Below are 20,187 nucleotides of genomic sequence, written 5' to 3'. Positions count from 1 at the left end.
ACACCACGCTTCCAGGCTACCGGCCGGGCGGCGGGGGAGAGGGGGGAAGCGGACATGTGGGGGGCATATGCGGGGTCTTTCTCACGGGGGCCGTCGGGTGGCTGGCTTCTTTTGTATTGGGCGCCCATTTCCCCCTTTTTTTTGAGACGCCCTTCCGCCTCCGGGCGCTGGAGTCACTGTCGACGGTCCACCGTGCTCAGTTTCTTCGTTCCTCAGAAACTTCCGCGCGCTCTCCCTTTCGACAGCGACGCGCCCTTCGGCTCCAGGGCTTTTCGACCTCCCGCTGGTTCTCGCTCACGGGCACCCCCGCTGGGAACCCTTTGTGCCTACGCGGGCCCCGGACGGAGCCCCTTGTAGTCGGTGGGGTCAGGTGGGTTCGGGGGGGTCGCGGAGGGTGACCGTGTCGTGGGTGGGGCCGCCGAGGACGACCTTCAGGGCGCCCGTTTCGGCGCCGCGGCCGAAGACGTCGTAGGCGTCCTCCATGGCGCCCAGCTCGAAGGTGTGGGTGACCAGGGAGGAGGTCGGCAGGCGGCCGTCGATCAGCATGCGCAGCAGGACCGGGGTGGAGGAGGTATCCACCAGGCCGGTGCGGATGGTGACGTTCCTGGACCACAGGTCCTCCAGGTGCAAGGCGGCCGGGCCGCCGTGGACGCCGATGTTGGCCACCGTGCCGCCCGGCCGCACCATGCGGGTGCACTGCTCGAAGGAGGCCGCCACCCCGACCGCCTCCATGGCGACGTCCACGCCGAGGCCGCCGGTCAGGTCCGCCACCAGGGGTTCGGCCTCGCCGGCGACGGCGATGGCGTCTGCGCCCAGGCGCTTGGCCGCCTCCAGCCGCGAGGCGTCCACGTCCACGGCGACGATGCGCGCGGGGGAGTACAACTGGGCCGTCGCGATGGCGGCCAGCCCGATCGGGCCGGCGCCGACCACGGCCACGGTGTCGCCCGGCCGGACCCCGCCGCCGAGCACCCCGACCTCGTAGGCGGTGGGGAAGATGTCGGCGAGCAGGACGGCGTCCGCGGCGTCCACGGAGGCGGGGAGGGCGTGCAGCGACATGTCGGCGAAGGGCACCCGCACGTATTCGGCCTGGGTGCCGTCGACCGTGTGGCCGAGGATCCAGCCGCCGCCCTCCAGGCACTGCCCGTAGGCGCCCTCGCGGCAGTAGCGGCAGCGGCCGCACGCGCTGATGCAGGAGACGAGGACGCGGTCGCCGGGCCGTACGCCCTGGACGGCGCTGCCGACCTCCACGACCTCGCCGACGGCCTCGTGGCCCAGGACGGTGCCGGGCCGCACGTCGGGCACGTCGCCCTTGAGGATGTGCAGGTCGGTGCCGCAGATGGTGACGGCCTCGACGCGGACGATCGCGTCCGTCGGTTCCCGCAGCGCGGGATCGGGCGCGTCCTGCCAGGTGGCCTCGCCGGGACCGTGGAAAACCAGTGCCTTCATGGGGGACCTCCCCCTGCCGTGGGTGCGCGGGCCGCGGGCCCGCCCTGCCCTTCCAGCCTCGCTCCGCGGCCGCCTGCCCGCACGGGCGGAGCGGTCCCCGCATCCTGGGCCGTTCGGCTCGTTCCGGTCGCAGGCACCGCCGGGCGTGAAGGCCCGGCACGGTGGGGGCCGGGAGGACGTGCCTGCGGGTGTCAGGTCCCGGCGGTCGGGGGGAGTGCCGTGCCCTCGTCGGGGTCGACGCAGTGCGCGCCGGCCGCGTCGCAGATCCTGACGCCCTTGGAGGAGACGGGTGCCGGGGACGTCCAGCTCAGCAGGGTGACCGGGCGGGCGGGGTCGAGGACGGCGCGGGCCTGGTGGAGGACGACCTCGTGGGCGCGGTCCCCGACGACGCGGTAGGGGCCCGCGTCGCCGACGACGGCCACGGAGATCTGCGGCTGGTCCCGGTCTTTCGACCCGGCCGAGAAGCTGTCCACGGCGATCAGTGGTCCGAGCACCTTGACGGGCGCCTTGGCGGTGGTGTGGTAGGAGCCGCAGGCCACGGTGGTGTACGCCGTGCGGTAGTAGCCGAGGCAGAAGTCGTCGCCGGAGAGCCAGCCCACCTCCCCGCCGTCGCCTCGGACGCGGTGGATCACCACCACGGCGTCCTGCGCGGGCCGCGGCCGCTCCTCGGGCAGGGACGTGCTGCCCATCAGGGTGATCAGCTCGTCGTCCGCGCGCCCGAGCCGGGCCGCCTCGCCGACCGGGTGCGCGGGTCCCGCGACGGGGGACGGGTGCGGGCGCGGGGTCCGGGTGGGCGGCGGCGCCTTGTGCGCCGGGCTCTGCGTGCAGCCCGCGGTCAGTGCCGCCAGCGCCGCCAGTGAGGTGCCGAACAGCGCGGTCCTGCCGACCGACGTTTTCCTGGCCATGCCGTCCCCCCGGGCCGAGCCGTCGTTGCCCTCACTGAACCAGCTGTGCGGCCCCTGTGGGCGGCCGCCCGGGCGTTCGTAGCAGGAGCCGGACATTCCGCCGGCGACGGCGCGGGGTGATACCGCGGAGGCGGCCTCGCCTCCATGGCGGCTGGAGCGGCCTCGCCTCCATGGCGGCTGGAGCGGCCTCGCGTCCCTGGTGACGGGAGTGGCCCCGCGTCCATGGTGACGGGGGTGGTCCCGCGTCTATGGCGGCGCCTCCCAAGTGCTCGGCGTGGGCCCCTCACCAGGGCGTCGTTCTCCCGAGTCGCGGAACGGGGGAGGCGTGGTGCCATGGAAGGGGCGAGTGGAGGGACCTCGGATGGAGCCGCACTGGGTTTGGCGCTACGAGGGGTACGAACCGGAGCAGGAGCGGCTGCGCGAGGCCCTGTGCACCCTGGGGAACGGGTACTTCGCCACCAGGGGCGCGGCCGCCGAGGCGCGGCCAGGTGACGTGCACTATCCCGGCACCTATGCGGCCGGCGTCTACAACCGCCTGGCCTCCACTGTCGCGGGGCGGACCGTCGAGAACGAGGACATGGTCAACCTGCCGAACTGGCTGCCGTTGCGCGCCCGGGTCAGCGGCGGCACCTGGTTCGGCCCCGACACCTGCGCGGTGCTCCACTACGAGCAAATACTCGACCTGCGCGCCGGCACCCTCACCCGCCTGATGCGGCTGAGGGACCCCGCCGGGCACGAGGCCACCTTGGAGGAGCGGCGGCTGGTGCACATGGGCGACCCGCACCTGGCCGGGCAGCAGGTGCGGGTCACGGCGCACGGCTGGTCCGGCGAGCTGGAGGTCGAGGCGGGCGTGGACACCGACACCGTCAACGCCGGTGTCGCCCGCTACGCCCAGCTCGACGGCCGCCACCTCACCGGCATCACCACCGGCGAGGCGGGCGACGGCACCTTGTGGGCGAGCTGCCGCACCTCCCGCTCCGACATCCGCGTCGCCCTGGCCGTCCGCGTCCGCTCGGCCGCCGCCGACCCCGGCCCGGTGCTCCGCGGGCCCAGGGGTGTGCACCGGGTGCTCACCGTGCCGCTCGCCGACGGCGTCCCCGTCGAGGTGGACAAGACCGCGGCCCTTCACACCTCCCGCGACCCGGCCATCGGCGACCCCCTGCAGGCCGCCCTGGACGCCGCCGCACGGGCCCCGGACACCGCGGACCTGTTCGCCTCCCATACCGCCGCCTGGGCGCGCCTGTGGCGGCGGGCCGAGATCGGGGTGGCCGGCGAGGCCGGGCACGTCGTGCGGCTGCACCTCTTCCACGTCCTGCAGACCCTCTCCCCGCACACGGCCGACCTCGACGCCGGCGTGCCCGCCCGGGGCCTGCACGGCGAGGCGTACCGCGGGCACGTCTTCTGGGACGAGCTGTTCGTGCTGCCCTTCCTCGACCTGCACCTGCCCGAGGTCTCCCGCGCCCTGCTCGGCTACCGCCACCGCCGGCTCGGCGCCGCCTGCCGGGCCGCCCGCGAGGCGGGGCTGCCGGGCGCGATGTACCCGTGGCAGAGCGGCAGCGACGGCCGCGAGGAGACCCAGTCGCTGCACCTCAACCCCCGCTCCGGCCGCTGGCTGCCGGACCACACCCGCCTGCAGCACCACGTCGGCTCCGCGGTCGCCTACAACGTCTGGCAGTACGCCGAGGCCACCGGCGACACCGACTTCCTGCACGGCCCGGGCGCCGAGATGGTCCTGCAGATCGCCCGCTTCTGGGCGCACCGGGCGCGGTGGGACGACGCCACGGCCCGCTACCGCATCCGCGGCGTCGTCGGCCCCGACGAGTACCACGACGCCTACCCCGGCGCCCAGGAGCCCGGCCTGGACGACAACGCCTACACCAACGTCACCGCCGCCTGGGTGCTCGCCCGAGCCGTCGAACTCGCCGCGGCCCTGCCCGCCGCCCGGCGCGCCGAACTCTTCGAGCGGATCGGCATGGCGGCGGACGAGCCGGCGCTGTGGGAGGACGTCTCGCGGCGCCTGCGCGTCCCCTTCCACCGCGGTGTGATCAGCCAGTTCGACGGCTACGGCGACCTGCTGGAACTCGACTGGGAGGGCTACCGGAGGCGCTACGGCGACATCCGCCGCCTGGACCGCATCCTGGAGGCGGAGGGCGACACCCCCAACCGCTACCAGGCGTCCAAGCAGGCCGACGTGCTGATGCTCGGCTACCTCTTCCCGCCCGCCCGGCTCGCCGAACTCTTCGCCCGATTGGGCCACCGGCTCGACGACGACGCCTGGAGCGGCACCGTCGAGCACTACCTGCGCCGCACCAGCCACGGCTCGACGCTCAGCGAACTCGTCCACGGCTGGGTGCTGGCCCGCTCCAAGGGCCGCGCCGACGCCTGGCCGTACATCCAGAATGCGCTCCTGGGCGACGTCGCCGACCTGCACGGCGGCACCACCGGGGAGGGCATCCACCTGGGCGCCATGGCGGGCACCCTCGACCTCGTCCAGCGCGGCATCACCGGCCTGGAACCGCGTGCCGACGCCCTGCACCTGGACCCCGTCGCCGTGCCCGAACTCTCCCGCTTCCGTGTCGCGTTGCGCTACCGCGGCCACTGGGGCGTGCGGCTCACCCTCAGCGACGGCCGGCTCCAGGCCGCGGTGCCCGCCCACGGCCCCGGCCCCCTGCGGATCGCGCTCCCCGGCGGCACCCGCACCTTGTCGCCCGGCGACGCGCTCGACATCGACCTGGGGCCGACCGACCCGCGGCGGGGACGAGTGGCCCCTGCCGGCGGGCGCGGCCGGGAGACAAGGGTGGAAGACGACACCCATTGAGGAGGCCACCGATGCGTCGCAATGTCACTGTCGGAGTCGACGGCTCGGCCGCGGGCGGGGCGGCCGCCGAGTGGGCGGCCCGCGAGGCGGCCAGGCGCGGGGTGGCCCTGCGCCTGCTGCACGCCCAGCCGCCGCTGCCCGGCCGCACCACCGTCACCACCCCCACCGACCCCGCACCCCGCCCGCGCACCTCGGCCCGCGCGGCCATGGAGACCGAGGCCCGCCTGCGGGCCGAGTACGAGGACCTGCCCGTGGTCGCCGACGAGGTGGCCGCCCGCCCGGCCGACGCCCTGCTCGCCGCCGCCTCGCAGGCCGACCTGCTGGTCGTCGGCACCCGCGGCGAGGGCGCGCTCGCGGGCACGCTGCTCGGCTCCGTGGGCCGGGCCGTCGCCGGCCACGCGCCCTGCCCTGTCGTCCTGGTACCCGCCGAGGCCGGCGAGCCCGCGGACGGCGACGAAGAGGACGCCGGGAGCGTCGTCCTCGGGCTCGACGTCGCCCGGCCCGCGGACCCCGCCATCGCCTTCGCCTTCGAGGCCGCCGACGCCCGGCGGGAGAACCTGCGGATCGTGCACGGCAGCAGCGCGGACGCGGACCCCACCGCGCCCGTCGAGGCGGTCGGCCCCGACGCCGAGGATGCCGCCCTCGCGGCCGAACTCGCGCCCTGGCAGGCCCGGTTCCCCGCAGTGGACGTGATCGGTGAGGAAGCCGTCGGCGGAGTGGGACGCCACCTCGCCGACGCCGCCGAGCACGCCTGCCTGGTCGTCCTGGGCCACCGCGCGGGCCACGGCCGCAACCCCCGCCTGGGCCCGGTCGCCCAGCGGGTCCTCCACGGCACCCCGACCCCCGTAGCCCTGATCCCCCACAACGGCCCGACCGCCGCCTGAGCGACAAGGGGGCCGCGCCTGGGCCCCGATGCCGATGCCGACTGGCCACCGGTCTGGGGTCGGCGTGGGGCCTGAGTGGGAAGGCGGGTGCCCGCAAGGGGCGCAGGTGGCTCCCCCAGAGGGGGCCACCGGCCGGGGACGGCGTGGGGCCCGCGTGGGGCAAGCGGGTGGCCGAAAGGGGCGTGGGGATCGGCTCCCCAGAGGGGTGACCCGCCACAAGAGACCCACGGTCCGGGGTCGGAGTGGGAATTGCGTGGGCCGGTGGGCCCGCGAGGGGCGCGGGGAGCGACTCCCCCAGGGGTGACCCCCACAAGGGGCCCACGGCCGGGCGCGGCGTGGGGCCTGCGTGGGCAGACGGGTGCGCGCCGGCCCCGGGGAACTCCCGCGGCCGGGGACCGTCCGGGTAGGGGCCGGCGCCCGGCGGCAGCCGCCCGCTGGCGGGCAGGGCCCCGCCGGAGGCGACCGCCGAGGGTCAGCGGGAGGCGTTGGCCGCCGTGTCCGTGGTGGCCTCGCCCAGGAGGCGGCGGCCCATTTCGAGAAGGGCCCGCCCGGCCGCGTACTCGTCGCCGATCTCCGGGGCGGGCGGGTCGTGCGGGTTGCGCCGGGCCGTCGCCCGGGAGTCCAGGACGTTGTCGCCGGTGTCGAGCACCGCGTGCGCGGTGGTGGCGTCGTCGTTCTCCTCGAAGATGTCCAGGCGCAGCCGCCACGTCCTGGTGTGCGGGGGCCGGACCGTCGACTGGTCCATCTGCTGCGTCATCGTCTGCGCTCCTCTCGGGTGTCGTAGCCCCGGGGCGCGGGCAGGGGGAGCGCGCCCTGGGTGGCCGGGCCGCCACTCGCCGCGGGCCCGGCCGGTCCTGCCGGGGTGCGACGGCGGCGTGAGCCTGCCCGCCGCGGTCCGGCTCCTGGTTGCCACCCTGCCCCGAGCCGCGCGGGCACCGCCGCCGTCGCCTCCGTCCAGCCTCCCGCCGGTCGGCCCGGCGCCGATAGGGCCGAGTGGGGCACTGTCCGCCGCGGTGCCCGCGGGCGGCCCGGGCCGTCCCCGAACGGCGGGCCCGTTCGGCCCTTGTGGCGTGCTCGTGGCGGAGCGACGATCGTAGAGCCGGGATGGATGGGACGGATGGGGCGGACGAGACGGCGAGGCGATGATGGGCCAGACACGGACATTCTCCGCGGAGTCCCCGATCCGGGTGTTTCTCCTGGACGACCACGAGGTCGTCCGGCGCGGGGTGCACGACCTGCTGGACGCCGAGCCCGACATCGAGGTGGTGGGTGAGGCGGGGACGGCCGGCCGGGCCCTTGCCCGCGGACCCGCGCTGCGGCCGGACGTGGCCGTGCTCGATGTGCGGCTGCCCGACGGCGACGGCATCACCGTCTGCCGCGAACTGCGGTCGGCGACACCGGGGTTGGCGTGCCTGATGCTGACTTCGTTCGATGACGACGACGCGCTGCTGGATGCCATCATGGCCGGGGCGTCGGGCTATGTGCTCAAGCAGATCAAGGGCTCCGACCTGGTCTCGGCGGTCCGCACGGTGGCCTCCGGGCAATCGATGCTCGACCCCGCCACCACCGCCCGGCTCATGACGAGCCTGCGCGGCGACGGGACGGGCGGTGCGCCCGAACCGGACCCGCTGGCCGACCTGACACCCCGCGAGCGGCAGATCCTCGCGCTGATCGGCGAGGGGCTCACCAACCGCCAGATCGGCAAGCGCCTCTACCTGTCGGAGAAGACGGTCAAGAACAATGTCTCGCGCCTGCTGGCCAAGCTCGGCGTCGAACGCCGCATCCAGGCCGCGGTGATCGCCACGCACGGCGAGCCGCAGTAGCGCACGGCGGTTACGCCGCCGGAGCCGGGCGGGCGCGTTGCCAGGCGGAGTCGGCGAGCAGCCGCAGTCCGTTGAGGCCGACGATCACCGTGGAGCCCTCGTGGCCCGCCACGCCCAGCGGCAGTGGCAGGTGGGCGGCCAGGTCCCAGGCGACCAGGGCGGCGATGAACACCCCGGCGATCACCAGGTTCTGCCGCACCAGGCGGCGGGCCCGGCGGGACAGGGCGATCACGGCGGGGACGGTGGCCAGCTCGTCGCGCACCACCACCGCGTCGGCGCTCTCCAGCGCGAGGTCCGAACCCACCCGGCCCATGGCGACCCCGGTATGGGCGGCGGCCAGCGCGGGCGCGTCGTTGACGCCGTCGCCGACCACCAGCACGCGCGCCCCGCCCGCGGCCAGCTCCCCGACCGCCCGCACCTTGTCCTGCGGCAGCATCCCCGCCCGCACGTCGGCGATGCCCGTCTGCGCGGCCAGGGCGGCGGCCGCCCGCTCGTTGTCACCCGTGAGGAGTACGGGGCCGCGGCCGGTGAGCGCGGCCAGGGCCGCGACGGTGGCGGCGGCCTCCTCGCGCAGCCGGTCGGCGATGCCGAGCACCCCGGCGGGCACACCGTCCACGGTGACGAGGACGGCGGTACGGCCCGCGGCCTCCAGCCCGGCCGCGGCCTTTGCCGCGGGCCCGTCCGCGCCGCCCGCCAGCCGCGCGGGGCTGCCCACCGAGACCGTGCGGCCCTCCACCTCCGCGGTCACCCCCGCCCCGGGCGCCGAGGCGAAGCCGCTCGCCTCGGGCAGGTCCAGCCCGCGGGCGCGCGCGGCCGCCACGATCGCCCGCGCGAGCGGGTGCTCGCTGGGGAGTTCGGCCGCAGCGGCGAGCCGCAGCAGGGCGGGCTCCGAGAACGCCGGGCCGGTCAGGTCGGCGACCGCGCCACCCGTCGTACCACCGACGTGGTCCGCGACCGCGCCACCGAGCGGACCGCCGGTGCGGGCCGCTACCGTTCCGGCGGCAGGATCGCCGGTACGGGCCCCGCTCGTGCCGCCCCCAGGCGCTCCACCCGTACGGCCCGCGGTCACCAGCGGCAGGACCTCGGTGACCCGCGGCACCCCTTCCGTCAATGTGCCCGTCTTGTCCAGGGCGACGGCGTCCACCTGGCCGATGCGCTCCATGACCACCGCGGACTTCACCAGGACGCCGTGGCGGCCGGCATTGGCCACCGCGGACAGCAGGGGCGGCATGGTGGCCAGCACCACCGCGCAGGGGGAGGCCACGATCATGAACGTCATCGCCCGCAGCAGCGAGGGCTGGAGGGCGGCGCCGAAGGCCGGCGGGATCGCGAACAGCGCGAGGGTGGCCGCCACCATGCCGAGGGCGTAGCGCTGCTCGACGCGCTCCACGAACAGCTGCGTTGGCGCCTTGGTGCGCGACGCCTCCTCCACCATGGACACGATGCGCGCGATCACGGAGTCCGAGGGGTCGCGCCCGACCCGCACCCGCAGCGCCCCGGTGCCGTTGAGCGTGCCCGCGAACACCTCGTCGCCCGCCTCCTTGGCGACGGGCAGCGGCTCGCCGGTGATGGTGGCCTGGTCGACCTCGCTCGCGCCGGACAGCACCCGCCCGTCGGCGCCGATCCGCTCGCCGGGCCGCACCAGGACCGTCTCGCCCACGGCGAGCGTGCCTGCGGGCACCTGCTCCTCGGTGCCGTCCGCGCGCAGCCGGGTCGCGGTCGCCGGGGCCAGGTCGAGCAGCCCGCGCACCGAGTCGGCGGTGCGGGCGGTCGCCAGGGCCTCCAGGGCGCCGGAGGTGGCGAAGATGACGATCAGCAGGGCACCGTCCAGGACCTGGCCGATCGCGGCCGCGCCCAGGGCGGCGACGACCATCAGCAGGTCCACGTCGAGGGTGCGCTCGCGCAGTGCCCGCAGGCCCGCCTGGCCCGGCTCCCAGCCGCCGGCCGCGTACACGGCGGCGAACAGCGGGCCCCACGACCAGGCCGGCGCGCCCAGCAGGTACAGCGGCAGCGCCGTCAGGAACAGCACCAGGGCCGCCAGCGCCCAGCGGGCCTCGGGCAGCACCAGCACCCGGGTCCTGCGGTGCGGCGCGGCCGCGGCCGCAGCGGCGGCGGGCGGGCGTACGTCCGGGCGGGTGGCGGTGGCGGACATGGCGGGGGCGGGCTCCTTCACGGCAGGCGTCCGGTGCGCGGCGACGCGGCCGGGGCGAGGGGGAGGCCCGGCGCGCCCTCCCACCGTACAGGAACGCTTGAACAGTCATTCATGTGTGGGGCTCCGTAGGATGGTCGTATGGGCCATGGAGCGAACTCCTACGACGACGGCGTCCCGCGCACCCCGCTGACCGCGGAGACCGCGCCGAAGGTCGCCGCGACGCTCCAGGCGCTGGCCACCCCCTCGCGGCTGCTGATCCTCGCCCGGCTGCGCGAAGGCCCCTGCCCCGCAACCGAGTTGGCCGACGCGGTGGGCATGGAGCAGTCGGCCTGCTCGCACCAGCTGCGGCTGCTGCGCAACCTCGGCCTGGTCACCGGCACCCGCAGCGGCCGCTCGGTCGTCTACGCTCTCTACGACAACCACGTCGCCCAGCTCCTCGACCAGGCCCTCTACCACGTGGAGCACCTGCGCCTCGGCATGACGGACACGCCTCCGCGGCAGGCGGACGAGGTGGCGGTGCCGCCGGCGGTCTGAAGCGCCGGGGCGGCAGTCCCGTGCGTGGAGCCGATGCGTACGCTCCAGGCATGGCACGGATGGCGGTCGTCGGGGTGGGGCGGATGGGCGCGCCGATATGCGCGCGGTTGGCCGGAGCGGGGCACGAGGTGGCCGCCTTCGACCTGCTGCCCGAACGGGTGGACGCCGTGGGCGGCGGGGTGCGCCGGGCCGGCTCGGCGGCCGACGCCGCCACGGGTGCGGACGTGCTGCTGACCGTGCTGCCCGGGCCCGAGGAGGTCGGCGCCGCACTCGGCGACGAGGTGTTCGCCGCCATGGCGCCGGGCGCCTTGTGGCTCGACCTCAGCAGCAACACCCCCGCGGGGTCGGCACCCTTGCGCGCACTGGCCGGCGCCCATGGCGTCCAGGTGCTCGAAGCGCCCATGGGAGGCGGTCCCGATGAGGCCGCCCGAGGGCGGCTGCGCCTGTTCGCCGCAGGGGACGCGGACCTGCTCGACGCCCACCGGCCGCTGCTGGAGCAGCTGGCCGACCGCATCGTGCACACCGGCGGCTCCGGCACCGGCTACACCGCCAAGCTGCTGGTGAACCTGCTGTGGTTCGGCCAGGCCGCGGCCACCGCCGAGGCCCTGCTGCTGGGCACCAGGGCGGGCATCGCCCTCGACACCCTGCACGCCGTTCTCGCCGACAGCGCGGCCGGCAGCGACTTCATCCGCCGCGACCTGCCCGCCCTCTACGGCGGCGACTACCTCGCCTCCTACGCCATCGACCGCGTCCACCGCCAACTCGCCGCCCTGACCGCCATGGCCCGCGACCTGGGCACCCCGCACGACGTCTCCGAGGCGGTCCGCAGCCTCTACGAGCAGACCGTCGCCCGCTTCGGCCCGGCCGACGGCGAACTCCTGGCGGTGGCCCTCCTGGAGGAGCTGGCGGGCACGCAGTTGCGCACGACCTTGTGAAGGTCGCCGCGGAAGGGCCGGCTCCCGCGCCCCGAGCGCCATGGGCTTCGGGTGGACGGCGCTCGCGCCCTGCCGCACGGTGTCCGGGCCGCTCGCGCCGCCGAGTCACCGCCCACCGTGCCGGCAGCCATGGGGTTGCCCGCCGCCTGCCGCACCGCGGGCAACGAGCCGTGGGCGCAACGGCGTTCGGCCGACACCGCGAGTCGGGCGCCCCAGCGGAAACCCGGAACTGCTAAGCGGCGCCCCGCGGTCGGGCACATCGGCCGCAAGGGCGCCGCGCAGGGACTCAGTTGGGGACGGACCGGTGGGCGGTCACCGGGGTGGTCGGCGTCTGCTCGCCCGCCTCGATGGCGACCGCGAGGCGGTTCTCGGCCGGAGGCAGCGGGCAGGTGGCCAACTCGGTGTAGGCGCAGGGCAGATTGGTGGCGCGGTTGAAGTCGATCGGCACGGTGCCGTCGGCGGCCGGGGCGGGCAGCGACAGCGAGCGGTTGGCGGCGTAGGTGGTGACACCGGAGGTGGCGTCGGTGAGCAGGATCATCAGGCTGCCCGGGGTCCGGCCGTTGAAGGCGGTGAGCGCCAGCTCCTCGCCGTCCAGGTCGAACTCGACCCGGCCCACGGCGTCGTAGACGTGCTGCAGGCCCTCGACGGCAGCGCCCACCGTGGTCGGGCGCGGGGTCTCGAAGGGCACGAAGCGGGCGGTGCGGGCCCAGCGAGGGTCCGGGGCGTAGGCGGGGGTGCCGGTGTAGGCGAGCAGCAGCGGGTTGTCGGGGTGGCGGGGGCGGACGATGTCGTACCCGCCGCGCTTGGCGACCTCGATCACGGCGTCGCCCGCGGCCGGGAAGATGCTGCTGCGCTCGGCCAGCACCCCGAAGTCGTGCCGCCCGCGCAGCACTTCACCGTCCAGGACCAGCTCCTCGTCCTCGGCCAGCTCGACCACGACGCCCTCGGGCCTGCTCGACCAGGCACCGGGGGCGTCGTCGAAGCGGGTGGGGGTGGCGTCCAGCCAGTGCAGGCCGGTGATGGCAAGGAAGCCGTGCGCGTCGGCGCGGATCTTCTCGTGGCGGGCGTGCCACTCCTGCCACTCCCGGGCGAAGGCCGCGCGGGCCTCCTCGGTGGTGGTCTCCTCGGTGCGGACGGTCATGGTGACTCCTTCAAGGGAGGTGCGTGGGGATGCGCGCGGGGCCGCGGGAGGGCGGGGCGCGGTGGCCGAAGGGTCCCGACGGGGTGCCGAAGGGTGCGGGCGCGGTGCCCGTGCGCGCCGTACGGCGGTGGGCCTGCCGGAGCCGGGGGGGCCGACGTGTGGCGACGTCCGCCCGGCGAGCAGGCAGGACGGGCCGGACAGGTCCTAGCCGACGGCGCGGGTGGCAGCCGCGGGCACGGCGGCCGGAGCACCCGGAGCGCCGGTACACAGGGCGCCGGCGACGCGCTGGAGGTCGATGTGGCGTCGCGAGAACGTGGCGAGGGTGTGCAGCGGGCGGACTCCGCTCTCGCGCATGACGCCGCCTCCCGCCCTGCTCGCGGCCGTCCCCGGCCCGTCCCCGCTCCTGGGAACGGTAACTCCGCCGCCCGGCCGCGCACAATGGCCGCCCCGGGGGTGTCGGCAGGGCCGGGGAGCGGGCTACTTGTGGGTGTGCGAGCCGATGTAGAAGAAGAACCAGAGGATCGCGGCCAGCAGGTGGGTCCCCGCGACGTAGAAGATCACCCGCAGCCGGGTGGCCTTCTCCTTCCACCGCTCGGACTGGTCGCCCGTGGGGAGGGCCGGCCCGGCGGTGAGGGGCGCTGCGACGGGTGCGGCGGGCGCCGGCGGCGCCCCGGCAGGAGTCTCGGCGCCGCTCGCCGTGCCGTCCGCAGCGCCGCCTTCCGTACCCGTCCCCGTACCGCTCGTCTCCCCGCTCGCCCCGCTCGTCCCGGTCACCTCGCGCCGCCGGCGCCCGGGTCGGACTCGGTGAGCTGGTCCAGCAGGTCCTGGCGGCCGGCCAGCAGCTCGGTGAGGATGCGGCGGGCGGCCCGCAGCAGCTCGGCGACGTCCCCGCCGGCCAGCGTGTAGACCACGGTGGAGCCCTCGCGGGTGGCCGTCACGATGCCGGAGCGGCGCAGCACCGCCAGCTGCTGGGAGAGGCTGGAGGGCTCGATCCCGATCGCGGCCAGCAGGTCGCGCACCGCCATCGGGCCGTCCTGCAACAGCTCCAGCACCCGGATGCGCACCGGGTGGCCGAGCATCCGGAAGAACTCCGCCTTCGCCTGGTAGAGCGGGACCCCGACGGCCTTCACCGCTGCTCCTCCTCCGGCTCGCCGATCGGCTCCGCGACCGGCCCGGCGCCCGTTTCCGTGACCGCCCCGGCGGCGGGCTCGACGACCGCCTCCGTGCCGATGCCGTGCTGATCCGCCACGCGCACCGCGTCGTCCAACTCGTCGGCGGCCACCGCCGCCTCGTAGGGGTCACCGGACGCGCGGGCCGCGGCGAGCCGCGCCCGGGCCAGCCGGACCCGCTCCAGGACCGCCGCCACGAATCCGTCCTCGGCCACGCCCACCGATCCCCTCACTGTGCCGATCGACACCTGATAAATTGCAGAACTCTTCAAGAGTACGCGCGACGGCCGCACATTCCCCCGACCGGGTCGGCGCGTGCTCCGCCGGGCACTCCGGGTGAGCGAGAGGCCCTAGGGTGGACCCCGGCTCTCCGGCGCCGGGGGCCGGGCGCGCAGGGAGGGGTGGGGCCGGGTGACGATCGAACTTCCGCCGGCGGCGGTGCACTTCGTGAACCGGGATGCGGAGAAGGCGGTGGTCCGCCGGGAGTTCGAGGGCCGCGGTGACCGCGGCAGGCCGCTGGTGATCGCCCTGAGCGGCCCGGCCGGCGCCGGCAGCACCGAGCTGGCCAACGAGGTGGCGCGCGGGATCGGCGCCGGCTTCGCGGACGTCCTCTGCGTCGACCTGGACGAGTTCCGCACCCAGGGCCCGGCCGACACCGCCGACGCGCTGACCCAGCTGCTGATCTCCCTCGGGGTCGAACCTGCCTTCGTGAAGGGCTCGTTCAAGGCCCGGTGCACGCAGTACTGGTCGGTGACGGCCCGCCATGAGATCGTCCTCGTCGTGGACAACGCGCGTTACGCCGCCGAGGTGGAGCCGCTCGTCCCGGCCTCCGGCGGCAGCGTCGTGATCGTGACCAGCCGCAGCCCGCTGCCCGGCCTGGAGGACGGCACCGCCCTCGAACTTCCGCTGGCGCCGCTGGACGAGGCCGCCTCGCTGGACCTGCTCGGCCGGATCGCCGGGCCCGAACGGCTCGCGGCGGACCCCGAGGCGGCGCGCGCGGCGGCCGCGCTGTGCGCCGGGCTGCCCGCGGCGCTGCGCACCGCGGGCGCCTGGATCAGGAGCCACCCACTGCGCCCCCTGCCGCGGCTGCTCGACGAGCTGCGGGCCCGGATCGGCACCGACGTGATCCCGGTGGTCGAGCAGGTCTGGGACGCAGCGCTGGACGAACTCCCGCCGTCGGCCGGGCTGTTGTACCGGTTGCTCGGCGAGCACCCCGGCCCCGCCTTCACCCGCGCCTCCGCGACCGCGCTGCTCGGCCTCGGCCCCGACGCCTGCGACGACGCACTGGAGCAGCTGGCCGCCGCAGGGCTGGCCGATCTGCGCGGCACCCTCGACGACCGGGGTGCCCGGGTGCGCCTGCCCGAGCTGCGGCGCGCCCACGCCAGGCGGCGGGCCCGGCAGGACCTGCGCGCCGAGGAGGTGGCGGCCGCGCAGGTGAGGGTGCTGACCTGGATCACCCGGCAGGGACAGCGCGCCGACCGCTTCGCGGCAGGCGACCGCCTGATCGTGGCCGCATCGGTGGACCCGGTCGAGGGCGCCCCCGACCTTCCGCTGCCCGACCCGGAGCAGGCCGCCGGCGAGGAGCGCACCGCCCGCAGGACCCGCGCGGTTCGCTGGCTGCGCGACGAACGGCACACCCTGCTCGCCTGCGTGCGGCTGGCCCACGATCGCGAACTCGACGCGCTCACCGTCGCGTTGTGCGAGACGGTGTGGACGCTCGCCCTCGACCACCCGCGGCAGCCCGGCGTCACCGAGGCGTTCCGGCTCGGCCGCGACAGCGCGGTGCGCTCCGGCGACGTGCCCGCGATGGTGCGCATGCGCTGCCAACTCGCCCGCCGCCTCTGGGAGTCCGGCGACACCGAGGCCGCCGCCGCGGAGATCCGCGGCGCCTTCGCGGGACTTGAGCTGCTGGGGGAGGAGCACACGAAACTGCGGGCCTCCGCCGTCGAGTTCCGCGGCATGCTCGCCTCCGCGACGGGCGACTGGGCCGCGGCGGCAGCCGACTTCGCCCGCTCCCGCGACCTCCACCTCTCGATCGGCAACGCCTACGGCGCCCTGCTCCAGACCTACCGCCTCGGCCAGGCGCAGTCCGAACTCGGCGATCGGGAAGCCGCGTTGACGTTGCTCGCCGATGCCCACAACACGGCGACGGCGATGGAACGCGAACGGATCACCGCCCGGATCGCCCTCGCACTGGGCCGCGTCCTCGCCGCTGCGGACCGCCGCCGTGAGGCGGCCCGCCTCTACCGCGAGGCGCTGGAATCGGCCCGCCGCCGGGGCTCGGGCTTCGAGGAGGCCCGCGTCCTGGACGCCTTGGCCGCCCTGGAAAGCGCCCACGACCCTGAGCAGGCAGCGACGTACGCGGCGGCCGCGGCTGCCATCCGCGAACGCAACGGCGTGGAGTAGCCCGTACCGGCCCGGGCGGCGCCCGGAGAAGGGCCGGGTCGCCGATCTGTGCGCGGCGCGATGCCCGCCCGGCCGTCATCCCCGCGAGCCGATCCACCCGCCGAGGCCGACACCCCCCGCTCGCGGCGGGGTGTGCGGGCCCGCTCAGACGGGGTGGGCGCGGTCGTGCGCCGTGGGCTGTTCCAGGGTGAGGCGGAAGGCATGCTCGCCCAGGAGGCAGTCCAGACGGCCTGCCGGGAGGGCGCCGTGCAGCGTGTGCCAGGCGTGGAGGGCGGAGACGGCGGCTGCGGGGTCCGCGTACTCCAGGCGGCCGTTGTGCGTGTGCGGGGCGAGCCGCAGGGTGTGGAGCGAGCCGTCGCGCAGCCGCAACAGGCCGCGGCCGGCGTCCAGGAGGGCGGCCGCGACCCGGGCGGCGGGGTAGGAGTCCAGTACGTGGGCCGTCCACGCGTCGGCGCGCCAGGCCGAGGCGTGCGGTGCGGCAGGCGCCGGCTGCGGGCGGCGATAGAGGACCGCGGCCGTACGGGTCGCCCGCTCGCCCGCCGCCCCGTGCTCCGCGGCCAAGTGGTGCCCCGCCGGGCCCAGACCCCCCGGGACGCGGGTGACGCGGACCGCGCCCCCGGTCACCTCGGCGTGGACGTCGAAGGCCGCCACGGTGCGCGGCGCCGGACCGGGGACCGGGAGCGGCCGGGCCTCCACAGGGCCCGGCGGCGGAGTGAGACCGAGCAGGGCGTACAGCTCACGTTGCAGGTGCGACAGGGCGCGGCCCTGCTCGGCGAACGCCGCCCGCGCCGCCGCGGCAGCCGTACCCGGGCGGTAGGCGGCCAGCGCCTGCCGCAGGTCGGACGGGTGGCGCAGGTGCGGCACCTGTTCCAGCAAGGTGGCGACGGGACTGCCCGGCAGCAGTTCGCCGCCGCCGTCGTAGGCGCCCACGAGCGGCCGGTCGCCGCCCACCGCCGCGAAGTACAAGGCGGTCGAGCCGTGGTCGCAGACGGCCGCGTCGGCGGCGACGAGGACGGCGGCCCACTCCTCGTACGGCCCGGGCAGCACGAGTCCGGCGTCCAGCGCGGGCGCGAGGTGCTGGCGCAGCTCGTAACGGCCCATGCGGCTGCGCTCGTTGGGGTGGACGATCAGCGCCACCTGGTACTCGTCGCAGGGCAGGTGCGCCAGCAGGTCGCGGGCCAGCTCCGGGCGGCGGCGCAGCAGCGACTCCGGGCCCCAGGTGGAGGTGAGCACGACCAGCCGGCGCCCGCCCGTGCCGAGCGCCGCCCGGTAGCGGTCGCGCAACGGCCGCGCGGCCAGCAGCCGTTCGAGCGTCGGATCGCCGGTCACGCGGGCCCGATCGGCCAGGGCGGGGCTGCGCGCGGCGAGGTCGGCGACCTGGTCGGGGTGGGCGAGGGCGTACAGGGCGAGGGCGCCGTCGCCGGTGTCGAGATAGGCCGGGTCCAGGCCGGAGGCGAAGGCGGCCGAGCCCTCGGACGGCACGGTCTTGCCGAAGCCGGCGCCGTGCGGGAGGAGCACGCGCTCGCCGCGCAGCAGTTGCAGCGCCCCCTTGGGGCTCGCGGTCAGCACCAGGTCGAAGGAGCGCCGCCGGGCCGCGTCCCACGGGAGTGTACGGGCCCCGGCCGCATCGACGGCCGCCAGCGCGTCCACGTCGAACTCCGAGCCGGGCACGAGGGTGAAGTGCCGGTGCACGCGGGGGTCGCCGGCGAAGACGGGCAGGACGTCGAGCAGCCGGTACAGCGCCACCGCCGACCGTACTGCGACGAGCACGGACCGCTCGCCCGTCGCCCTTCGCATGCCGCGATCGTACCCCGCGGCATCCCCGCACCCCCGGAAGCCGGCCCCCCGGCGCGGTCGCCGGGTCTGCCCATCGGGCAATAGCCGCCGGGGTGGGTGCCGTGATCCGCGCGGCCGGGGCGTCGCCGCTGTCCGCGCCGGGGAGGGCGGGCACGGGACGCAACCGTTGGTCGGGCACGTCCGCCGGTGCGTCCGCCGGGCGGGTGCGGCAGTCCGCGTGGCCAGAGCGTCGCCGCCCGACGCGCCGCGCCCGCGGCGGCCCATGCGGTCGCCCCCCGCCCGTGGCCGTCCCCGCCGCTGGACCCTGCGGCACGCGCGCCCGCGGGCCGGGGACAGCCCGCGGCGGCGCCCCCCGGCTCCGTGCGGCCGCACTCGCTCCCGCAGGCGCTCGCGTGCGAAGCTAACAGCTGTTACATTCGACGCGTGACGAGCTGCCGGGCGGGAAGGAGGAGGGTGCCGTGACCGCAGTGTTCCTGCTGGTGTCGGTGTTCCTCGCCTGCGCCGTGGAGGCCGTCGAGGCGTTGACGATCGTGCTCGCCGCAGGCGTCTCGCGCGGGTGGCGGTCCGCGCTGAAGGGCGTGGCTGCCGGGCTGGCGCTGCTCGCCGTGCTCGTCGCGGCGCTCGGGCCGGCGCTGACCCGGGTGCCGCTGGACGCGCTGCGGCTGGTCGTGGGCGGGCTGCTGCTCGTCTTCGGGCTGCAGTGGCTGCGCAAGGCGGTGCTGCGCGCCTCGGGCTTCAAGGCGGTCCGCGACGAGGAGGCGAGCTTCGCCAAGCACGTCGGCCGCGCCACGCAGGCGGGCGAGCGCCCGGCGGAGGGCACCGACTGGTACGCCTTCACCCTGGCGTTCAAGGGTGTCGTCCTCGAAGGGCTCGAAGTCGTCTTCATCGTGCTGACCTTCGGCGCCAACCAGGGGAATGTCCCGCTGGCCGCCCTGGGTGCCGCCGCCGCGGTGCTCGCCGTGTCGGTCGCCGGGTTCGCCGTGCGGGCGCCGCTGGCCCGGGTGCCGGAGAACACGATGAAGTTCGCCGTGGCGGTCATGCTGACCACCTTCGGCAGCTTCTGGGGCGCCGAAGGCGCGGGCGCGCACTGGCCGGGCCAGGACGCCGCCCTGCTGGTGGTCCTCGCCTTCACCGCCGCCGCCTCGGCGACCGCGGTCGCCGTCCTGCGCCGCGTGCGCGCCCGCCGCGAGCCCGGCGTCCGCACCGGCGTGCCCACGGTGGGGGTCGGCTGATGCGCGCGCTGCGGGCGTTCGGCGCCTTCTGGTACGACTTCGTGGTCGGTGACGACTGGCGGCTGTTCGCCGGCGTCGTCGTGGCCCTGGCCGCCACCGCCGCGCTCGCGGGCGCGGGCGTGCCCGCCTGGTGGTTCATGCCGCCCGCCGCGATCGGGCTGCTCGCCTGGTCGCTGGCCCGCGCAGTGCGCCGCAAGGACGGCGACCGATCCCGCGCCGGATAGGGTGACGGCGTGACGAGTGGGAGCGGCGGCAGCGGCGCAGCACAGGTGCGGGACGGCGCCGCCGAAGAGGTGCGCTGGCTGGTCCTCGTCTACAAGATCCCCGCGGAGCCGAGCCGGCTGCGGGCCGGGGTGTGGCGGCGGATCAAGACGCTGGGCGCGGTGTACCTGCAGAACGCGGTGGCCGCCATGCCCTACAGCGCGGGCGCCGAGCGGGCGCTGCGGGTGCTGCGCAACGAGATCACCGAGATGGGCGGCACGGCCTTCCTGCTCGGTTCCGAGGTGCTCTCGGGGAGCGCGGACGCGGCCGACGCCTTCAACGCCGCGCGGGACGCGGAGTACGAGGAGATCGTCGACAAGTGCCAGGACTTCCGGCGGGAGATCGAGAAGGAGGAGCGCGCCGCGCACTTCACCTTCGCCGAGCTGGAGGAGAACGACGAGGACCTGACGAAGCTGCGCACCTGGCTGGCCAAGGTGGAGGCGCGCGACGTGCTCGGCGCCTCGGGCCGGGCCGAGGCCAAGGAGGCGGTGCAGGGCTGCGAGCAGATCCTGGAGCGCTACGCGGCCCGGGTCTACGCCGAGGAGGAAGGCGCGCACTGAGCCGCCGCCCCACGGTGCCGGGCTCCCCCGCGGCGAGGGGTGCCCGCCGCCGCAGGACCTCTCGGCCCACCGTGAAGTGTCAGGCGCCCACGCAGTAGGCGGCAGGACCGGCCGCGCACCCGGC

19 protein-coding genes are annotated in these 20,187 nt (G+C 76.1%); 9 read left to right on the top strand and 10 right to left on the bottom strand.

All coding sequences use genetic code 11. The annotated features are described in order from the left end of the window. Positions 1–366 precede the first annotated feature (366 nt). Together BLR33_RS10885 and BLR33_RS10880 are read right to left on the bottom strand one after the other, a co-directional pair. Entirely contained in the window at positions 367–1,446 is a 1,080-nt protein-coding gene (locus tag BLR33_RS10885) for a zinc-dependent alcohol dehydrogenase family protein (protein WP_093784130.1), read from the bottom strand. 191 nt (positions 1,447–1,637) lie between these two features. Next, a complete protein-coding gene (locus tag BLR33_RS10880; protein ID WP_143031675.1) occupies positions 1,638–2,351 on the bottom strand; it encodes a hypothetical protein in 714 nt (237 codons plus the stop codon). A 361-nt stretch (positions 2,352–2,712) separates the two neighbouring features. Between BLR33_RS10880 and BLR33_RS10875 the strand changes: the two genes are divergently transcribed. After that, on the top strand, positions 2,713–5,169 hold the full coding sequence (locus BLR33_RS10875) for a glycoside hydrolase family 65 protein (RefSeq protein WP_093784128.1): 2,457 nt from the start codon (positions 2,713–2,715) through the stop codon (positions 5,167–5,169). 11 nt (positions 5,170–5,180) lie between these two features. Then, entirely contained in the window at positions 5,181–6,053 is an 873-nt protein-coding gene (locus tag BLR33_RS10870) for a universal stress protein (protein WP_093784127.1), read from the top strand. Positions 6,054–6,525: 472 nt separating this feature from the next. Here BLR33_RS10870 and BLR33_RS10865 read toward each other — a convergent pair whose 3' ends face one another. Beyond that, complete coding sequence (locus BLR33_RS10865) at positions 6,526–6,810, bottom strand: dsRBD fold-containing protein (protein ID WP_093784126.1); 285 nt, start codon at positions 6,808–6,810, stop codon at positions 6,526–6,528. Positions 6,811–7,198: 388 nt separating this feature from the next. Between BLR33_RS10865 and BLR33_RS10860 the strand changes: the two genes are divergently transcribed. Next, on the top strand, positions 7,199–7,876 hold the full coding sequence (locus BLR33_RS10860) for a response regulator (protein WP_093784304.1): 678 nt from the start codon (positions 7,199–7,201) through the stop codon (positions 7,874–7,876). 10 nt (positions 7,877–7,886) lie between these two features. On the opposite strand, the gene BLR33_RS10855 is transcribed toward BLR33_RS10860, so the two are convergent. Then, positions 7,887–10,028 (bottom strand): HAD-IC family P-type ATPase, encoded by a 2,142-nt coding sequence (locus BLR33_RS10855; RefSeq protein ID WP_093784125.1) that lies wholly within the window; start codon positions 10,026–10,028, stop codon positions 7,887–7,889. 138 nt (positions 10,029–10,166) lie between these two features. Here BLR33_RS10855 and BLR33_RS10850 point away from each other — a divergent pair, with 138 nt between their 5' ends. Together BLR33_RS10850 and BLR33_RS10845 are read left to right on the top strand one after the other, a co-directional pair. Beyond that, a complete protein-coding gene (locus BLR33_RS10850; RefSeq protein WP_093784124.1) occupies positions 10,167–10,562 on the top strand; it encodes an ArsR/SmtB family transcription factor in 396 nt (131 codons plus the stop codon). Between the two features lie 50 nt (positions 10,563–10,612). Beyond that, the gene (locus tag BLR33_RS10845) at positions 10,613–11,497 is read left to right on the top strand and encodes an NAD(P)-dependent oxidoreductase (RefSeq protein WP_093784123.1); all 885 of its coding nucleotides are present in this window, start codon (positions 10,613–10,615) and stop codon (positions 11,495–11,497) included. 286 nt (positions 11,498–11,783) lie between these two features. Here the strand turns inward: BLR33_RS10845 and BLR33_RS10840 are convergent, their stop codons facing one another. The 5 genes from BLR33_RS10840 to BLR33_RS35145 form a co-directional block, all read right to left on the bottom strand. Continuing rightward, entirely contained in the window at positions 11,784–12,638 is an 855-nt protein-coding gene (locus tag BLR33_RS10840) for a DUF1684 domain-containing protein (RefSeq protein WP_093784122.1), read from the bottom strand. A 204-nt stretch (positions 12,639–12,842) separates the two neighbouring features. Next, positions 12,843–12,992, bottom strand: a complete 150-nt coding sequence (locus BLR33_RS35150) for a putative leader peptide (protein ID WP_176930221.1) — start codon at positions 12,990–12,992, stop codon at positions 12,843–12,845. Between the two features lie 123 nt (positions 12,993–13,115). Next, on the bottom strand, positions 13,116–13,412 hold the full coding sequence (locus BLR33_RS10835; protein WP_093784121.1) for a DUF6126 family protein: 297 nt from the start codon (positions 13,410–13,412) through the stop codon (positions 13,116–13,118). Beyond that, positions 13,409–13,717 carry an ArsR/SmtB family transcription factor gene (locus tag BLR33_RS10830; RefSeq protein WP_093784302.1) on the bottom strand — a complete coding sequence of 103 codons (309 nt, stop codon included), beginning with the start codon at positions 13,715–13,717 and terminating at the stop codon, positions 13,409–13,411. Before BLR33_RS10830 ends, BLR33_RS10835 begins: the two co-directional genes overlap by 4 nt. 47 nt (positions 13,718–13,764) lie before the next feature. Continuing rightward, positions 13,765–14,055, bottom strand: coding sequence for a hypothetical protein (locus tag BLR33_RS35145; RefSeq protein WP_245771329.1), 291 nt, complete (start codon positions 14,053–14,055; stop codon positions 13,765–13,767). A gap of 163 nt (positions 14,056–14,218) precedes the next feature. On the opposite strand from BLR33_RS35145, the gene BLR33_RS10820 reads away from it, so the two are divergent. Next, positions 14,219–16,213: a P-loop NTPase family protein gene (locus BLR33_RS10820; RefSeq protein WP_093784120.1), complete on the top strand. Its 1,995-nt coding sequence runs from the start codon at positions 14,219–14,221 to the stop codon at positions 16,211–16,213. 144 nt (positions 16,214–16,357) lie between these two features. Here BLR33_RS10820 and BLR33_RS10815 read toward each other — a convergent pair whose 3' ends face one another. Continuing rightward, positions 16,358–18,010, bottom strand: coding sequence for a translation initiation factor 2 (locus BLR33_RS10815; RefSeq protein ID WP_093784119.1), 1,653 nt, complete (start codon positions 18,008–18,010; stop codon positions 16,358–16,360). A 458-nt stretch (positions 18,011–18,468) separates the two neighbouring features. Here BLR33_RS10815 and BLR33_RS10810 point away from each other — a divergent pair, with 458 nt between their 5' ends. The 3 genes from BLR33_RS10810 to BLR33_RS10800 are packed head-to-tail and all read left to right on the top strand — an operon-like array spanning position 18,469 to position 20,063. Next, positions 18,469–19,242 carry a TMEM165/GDT1 family protein gene (locus tag BLR33_RS10810; protein ID WP_107408867.1) on the top strand — a complete coding sequence of 258 codons (774 nt, stop codon included), beginning with the start codon at positions 18,469–18,471 and terminating at the stop codon, positions 19,240–19,242. Then, the gene (locus tag BLR33_RS10805) at positions 19,242–19,466 is read left to right on the top strand and encodes a hypothetical protein (RefSeq protein ID WP_218136638.1); all 225 of its coding nucleotides are present in this window, start codon (positions 19,242–19,244) and stop codon (positions 19,464–19,466) included. The genes BLR33_RS10810 and BLR33_RS10805 overlap by 1 nt, the downstream gene beginning before the upstream one ends. 9 nt (positions 19,467–19,475) lie before the next feature. Then, complete coding sequence (locus tag BLR33_RS10800) at positions 19,476–20,063, top strand: Chromate resistance protein ChrB (RefSeq protein WP_218136637.1); 588 nt, start codon at positions 19,476–19,478, stop codon at positions 20,061–20,063. The last annotated feature ends 124 nt before the right edge of the window (positions 20,064–20,187 follow it).

It is taken from the genome of Actinacidiphila guanduensis, from assembly GCF_900103985.1.
GTDB lineage: Bacteria > Actinomycetota > Actinomycetes > Streptomycetales > Streptomycetaceae > Actinacidiphila > Actinacidiphila guanduensis.
Note: the sequence above shows the minus strand (reverse complement) of the source record. Positions and strands in the feature narration are given on the sequence as shown.

Coding starts and splice junctions, on each gene's coding strand:
- BLR33_RS10860 (WP_093784304.1), top strand. CDS start 7,199: ATGGGCCAGACACGGACATTCTCCGCGGAGTCCCCGATCCGGGTGTTT.
- BLR33_RS10885 (WP_093784130.1), bottom strand. CDS start 1,446: ATGAAGGCACTGGTTTTCCACGGTCCCGGCGAGGCCACCTGGCAGGAC.
- BLR33_RS10840 (WP_093784122.1), bottom strand. CDS start 12,638: ATGACCGTCCGCACCGAGGAGACCACCACCGAGGAGGCCCGCGCGGCC.
- BLR33_RS10875 (WP_093784128.1), top strand. CDS start 2,713: ATGGAGCCGCACTGGGTTTGGCGCTACGAGGGGTACGAACCGGAGCAG.
- BLR33_RS10865 (WP_093784126.1), bottom strand. CDS start 6,810: ATGACGCAGCAGATGGACCAGTCGACGGTCCGGCCCCCGCACACCAGG.
- BLR33_RS35150 (WP_176930221.1), bottom strand. CDS start 12,992: ATGCGCGAGAGCGGAGTCCGCCCGCTGCACACCCTCGCCACGTTCTCG.
- BLR33_RS10870 (WP_093784127.1), top strand. CDS start 5,181: ATGCGTCGCAATGTCACTGTCGGAGTCGACGGCTCGGCCGCGGGCGGG.
- BLR33_RS10880 (WP_143031675.1), bottom strand. CDS start 2,351: ATGGCCAGGAAAACGTCGGTCGGCAGGACCGCGCTGTTCGGCACCTCA.
- BLR33_RS10830 (WP_093784302.1), bottom strand. CDS start 13,717: ATGCTCGGCCACCCGGTGCGCATCCGGGTGCTGGAGCTGTTGCAGGAC.
- BLR33_RS10845 (WP_093784123.1), top strand. CDS start 10,613: ATGGCACGGATGGCGGTCGTCGGGGTGGGGCGGATGGGCGCGCCGATA.
- BLR33_RS10805 (WP_218136638.1), top strand. CDS start 19,242: ATGCGCGCGCTGCGGGCGTTCGGCGCCTTCTGGTACGACTTCGTGGTC.
- BLR33_RS10855 (WP_093784125.1), bottom strand. CDS start 10,028: ATGTCCGCCACCGCCACCCGCCCGGACGTACGCCCGCCCGCCGCCGCT.
- BLR33_RS10815 (WP_093784119.1), bottom strand. CDS start 18,010: ATGCGAAGGGCGACGGGCGAGCGGTCCGTGCTCGTCGCAGTACGGTCG.
- BLR33_RS10850 (WP_093784124.1), top strand. CDS start 10,167: ATGGGCCATGGAGCGAACTCCTACGACGACGGCGTCCCGCGCACCCCG.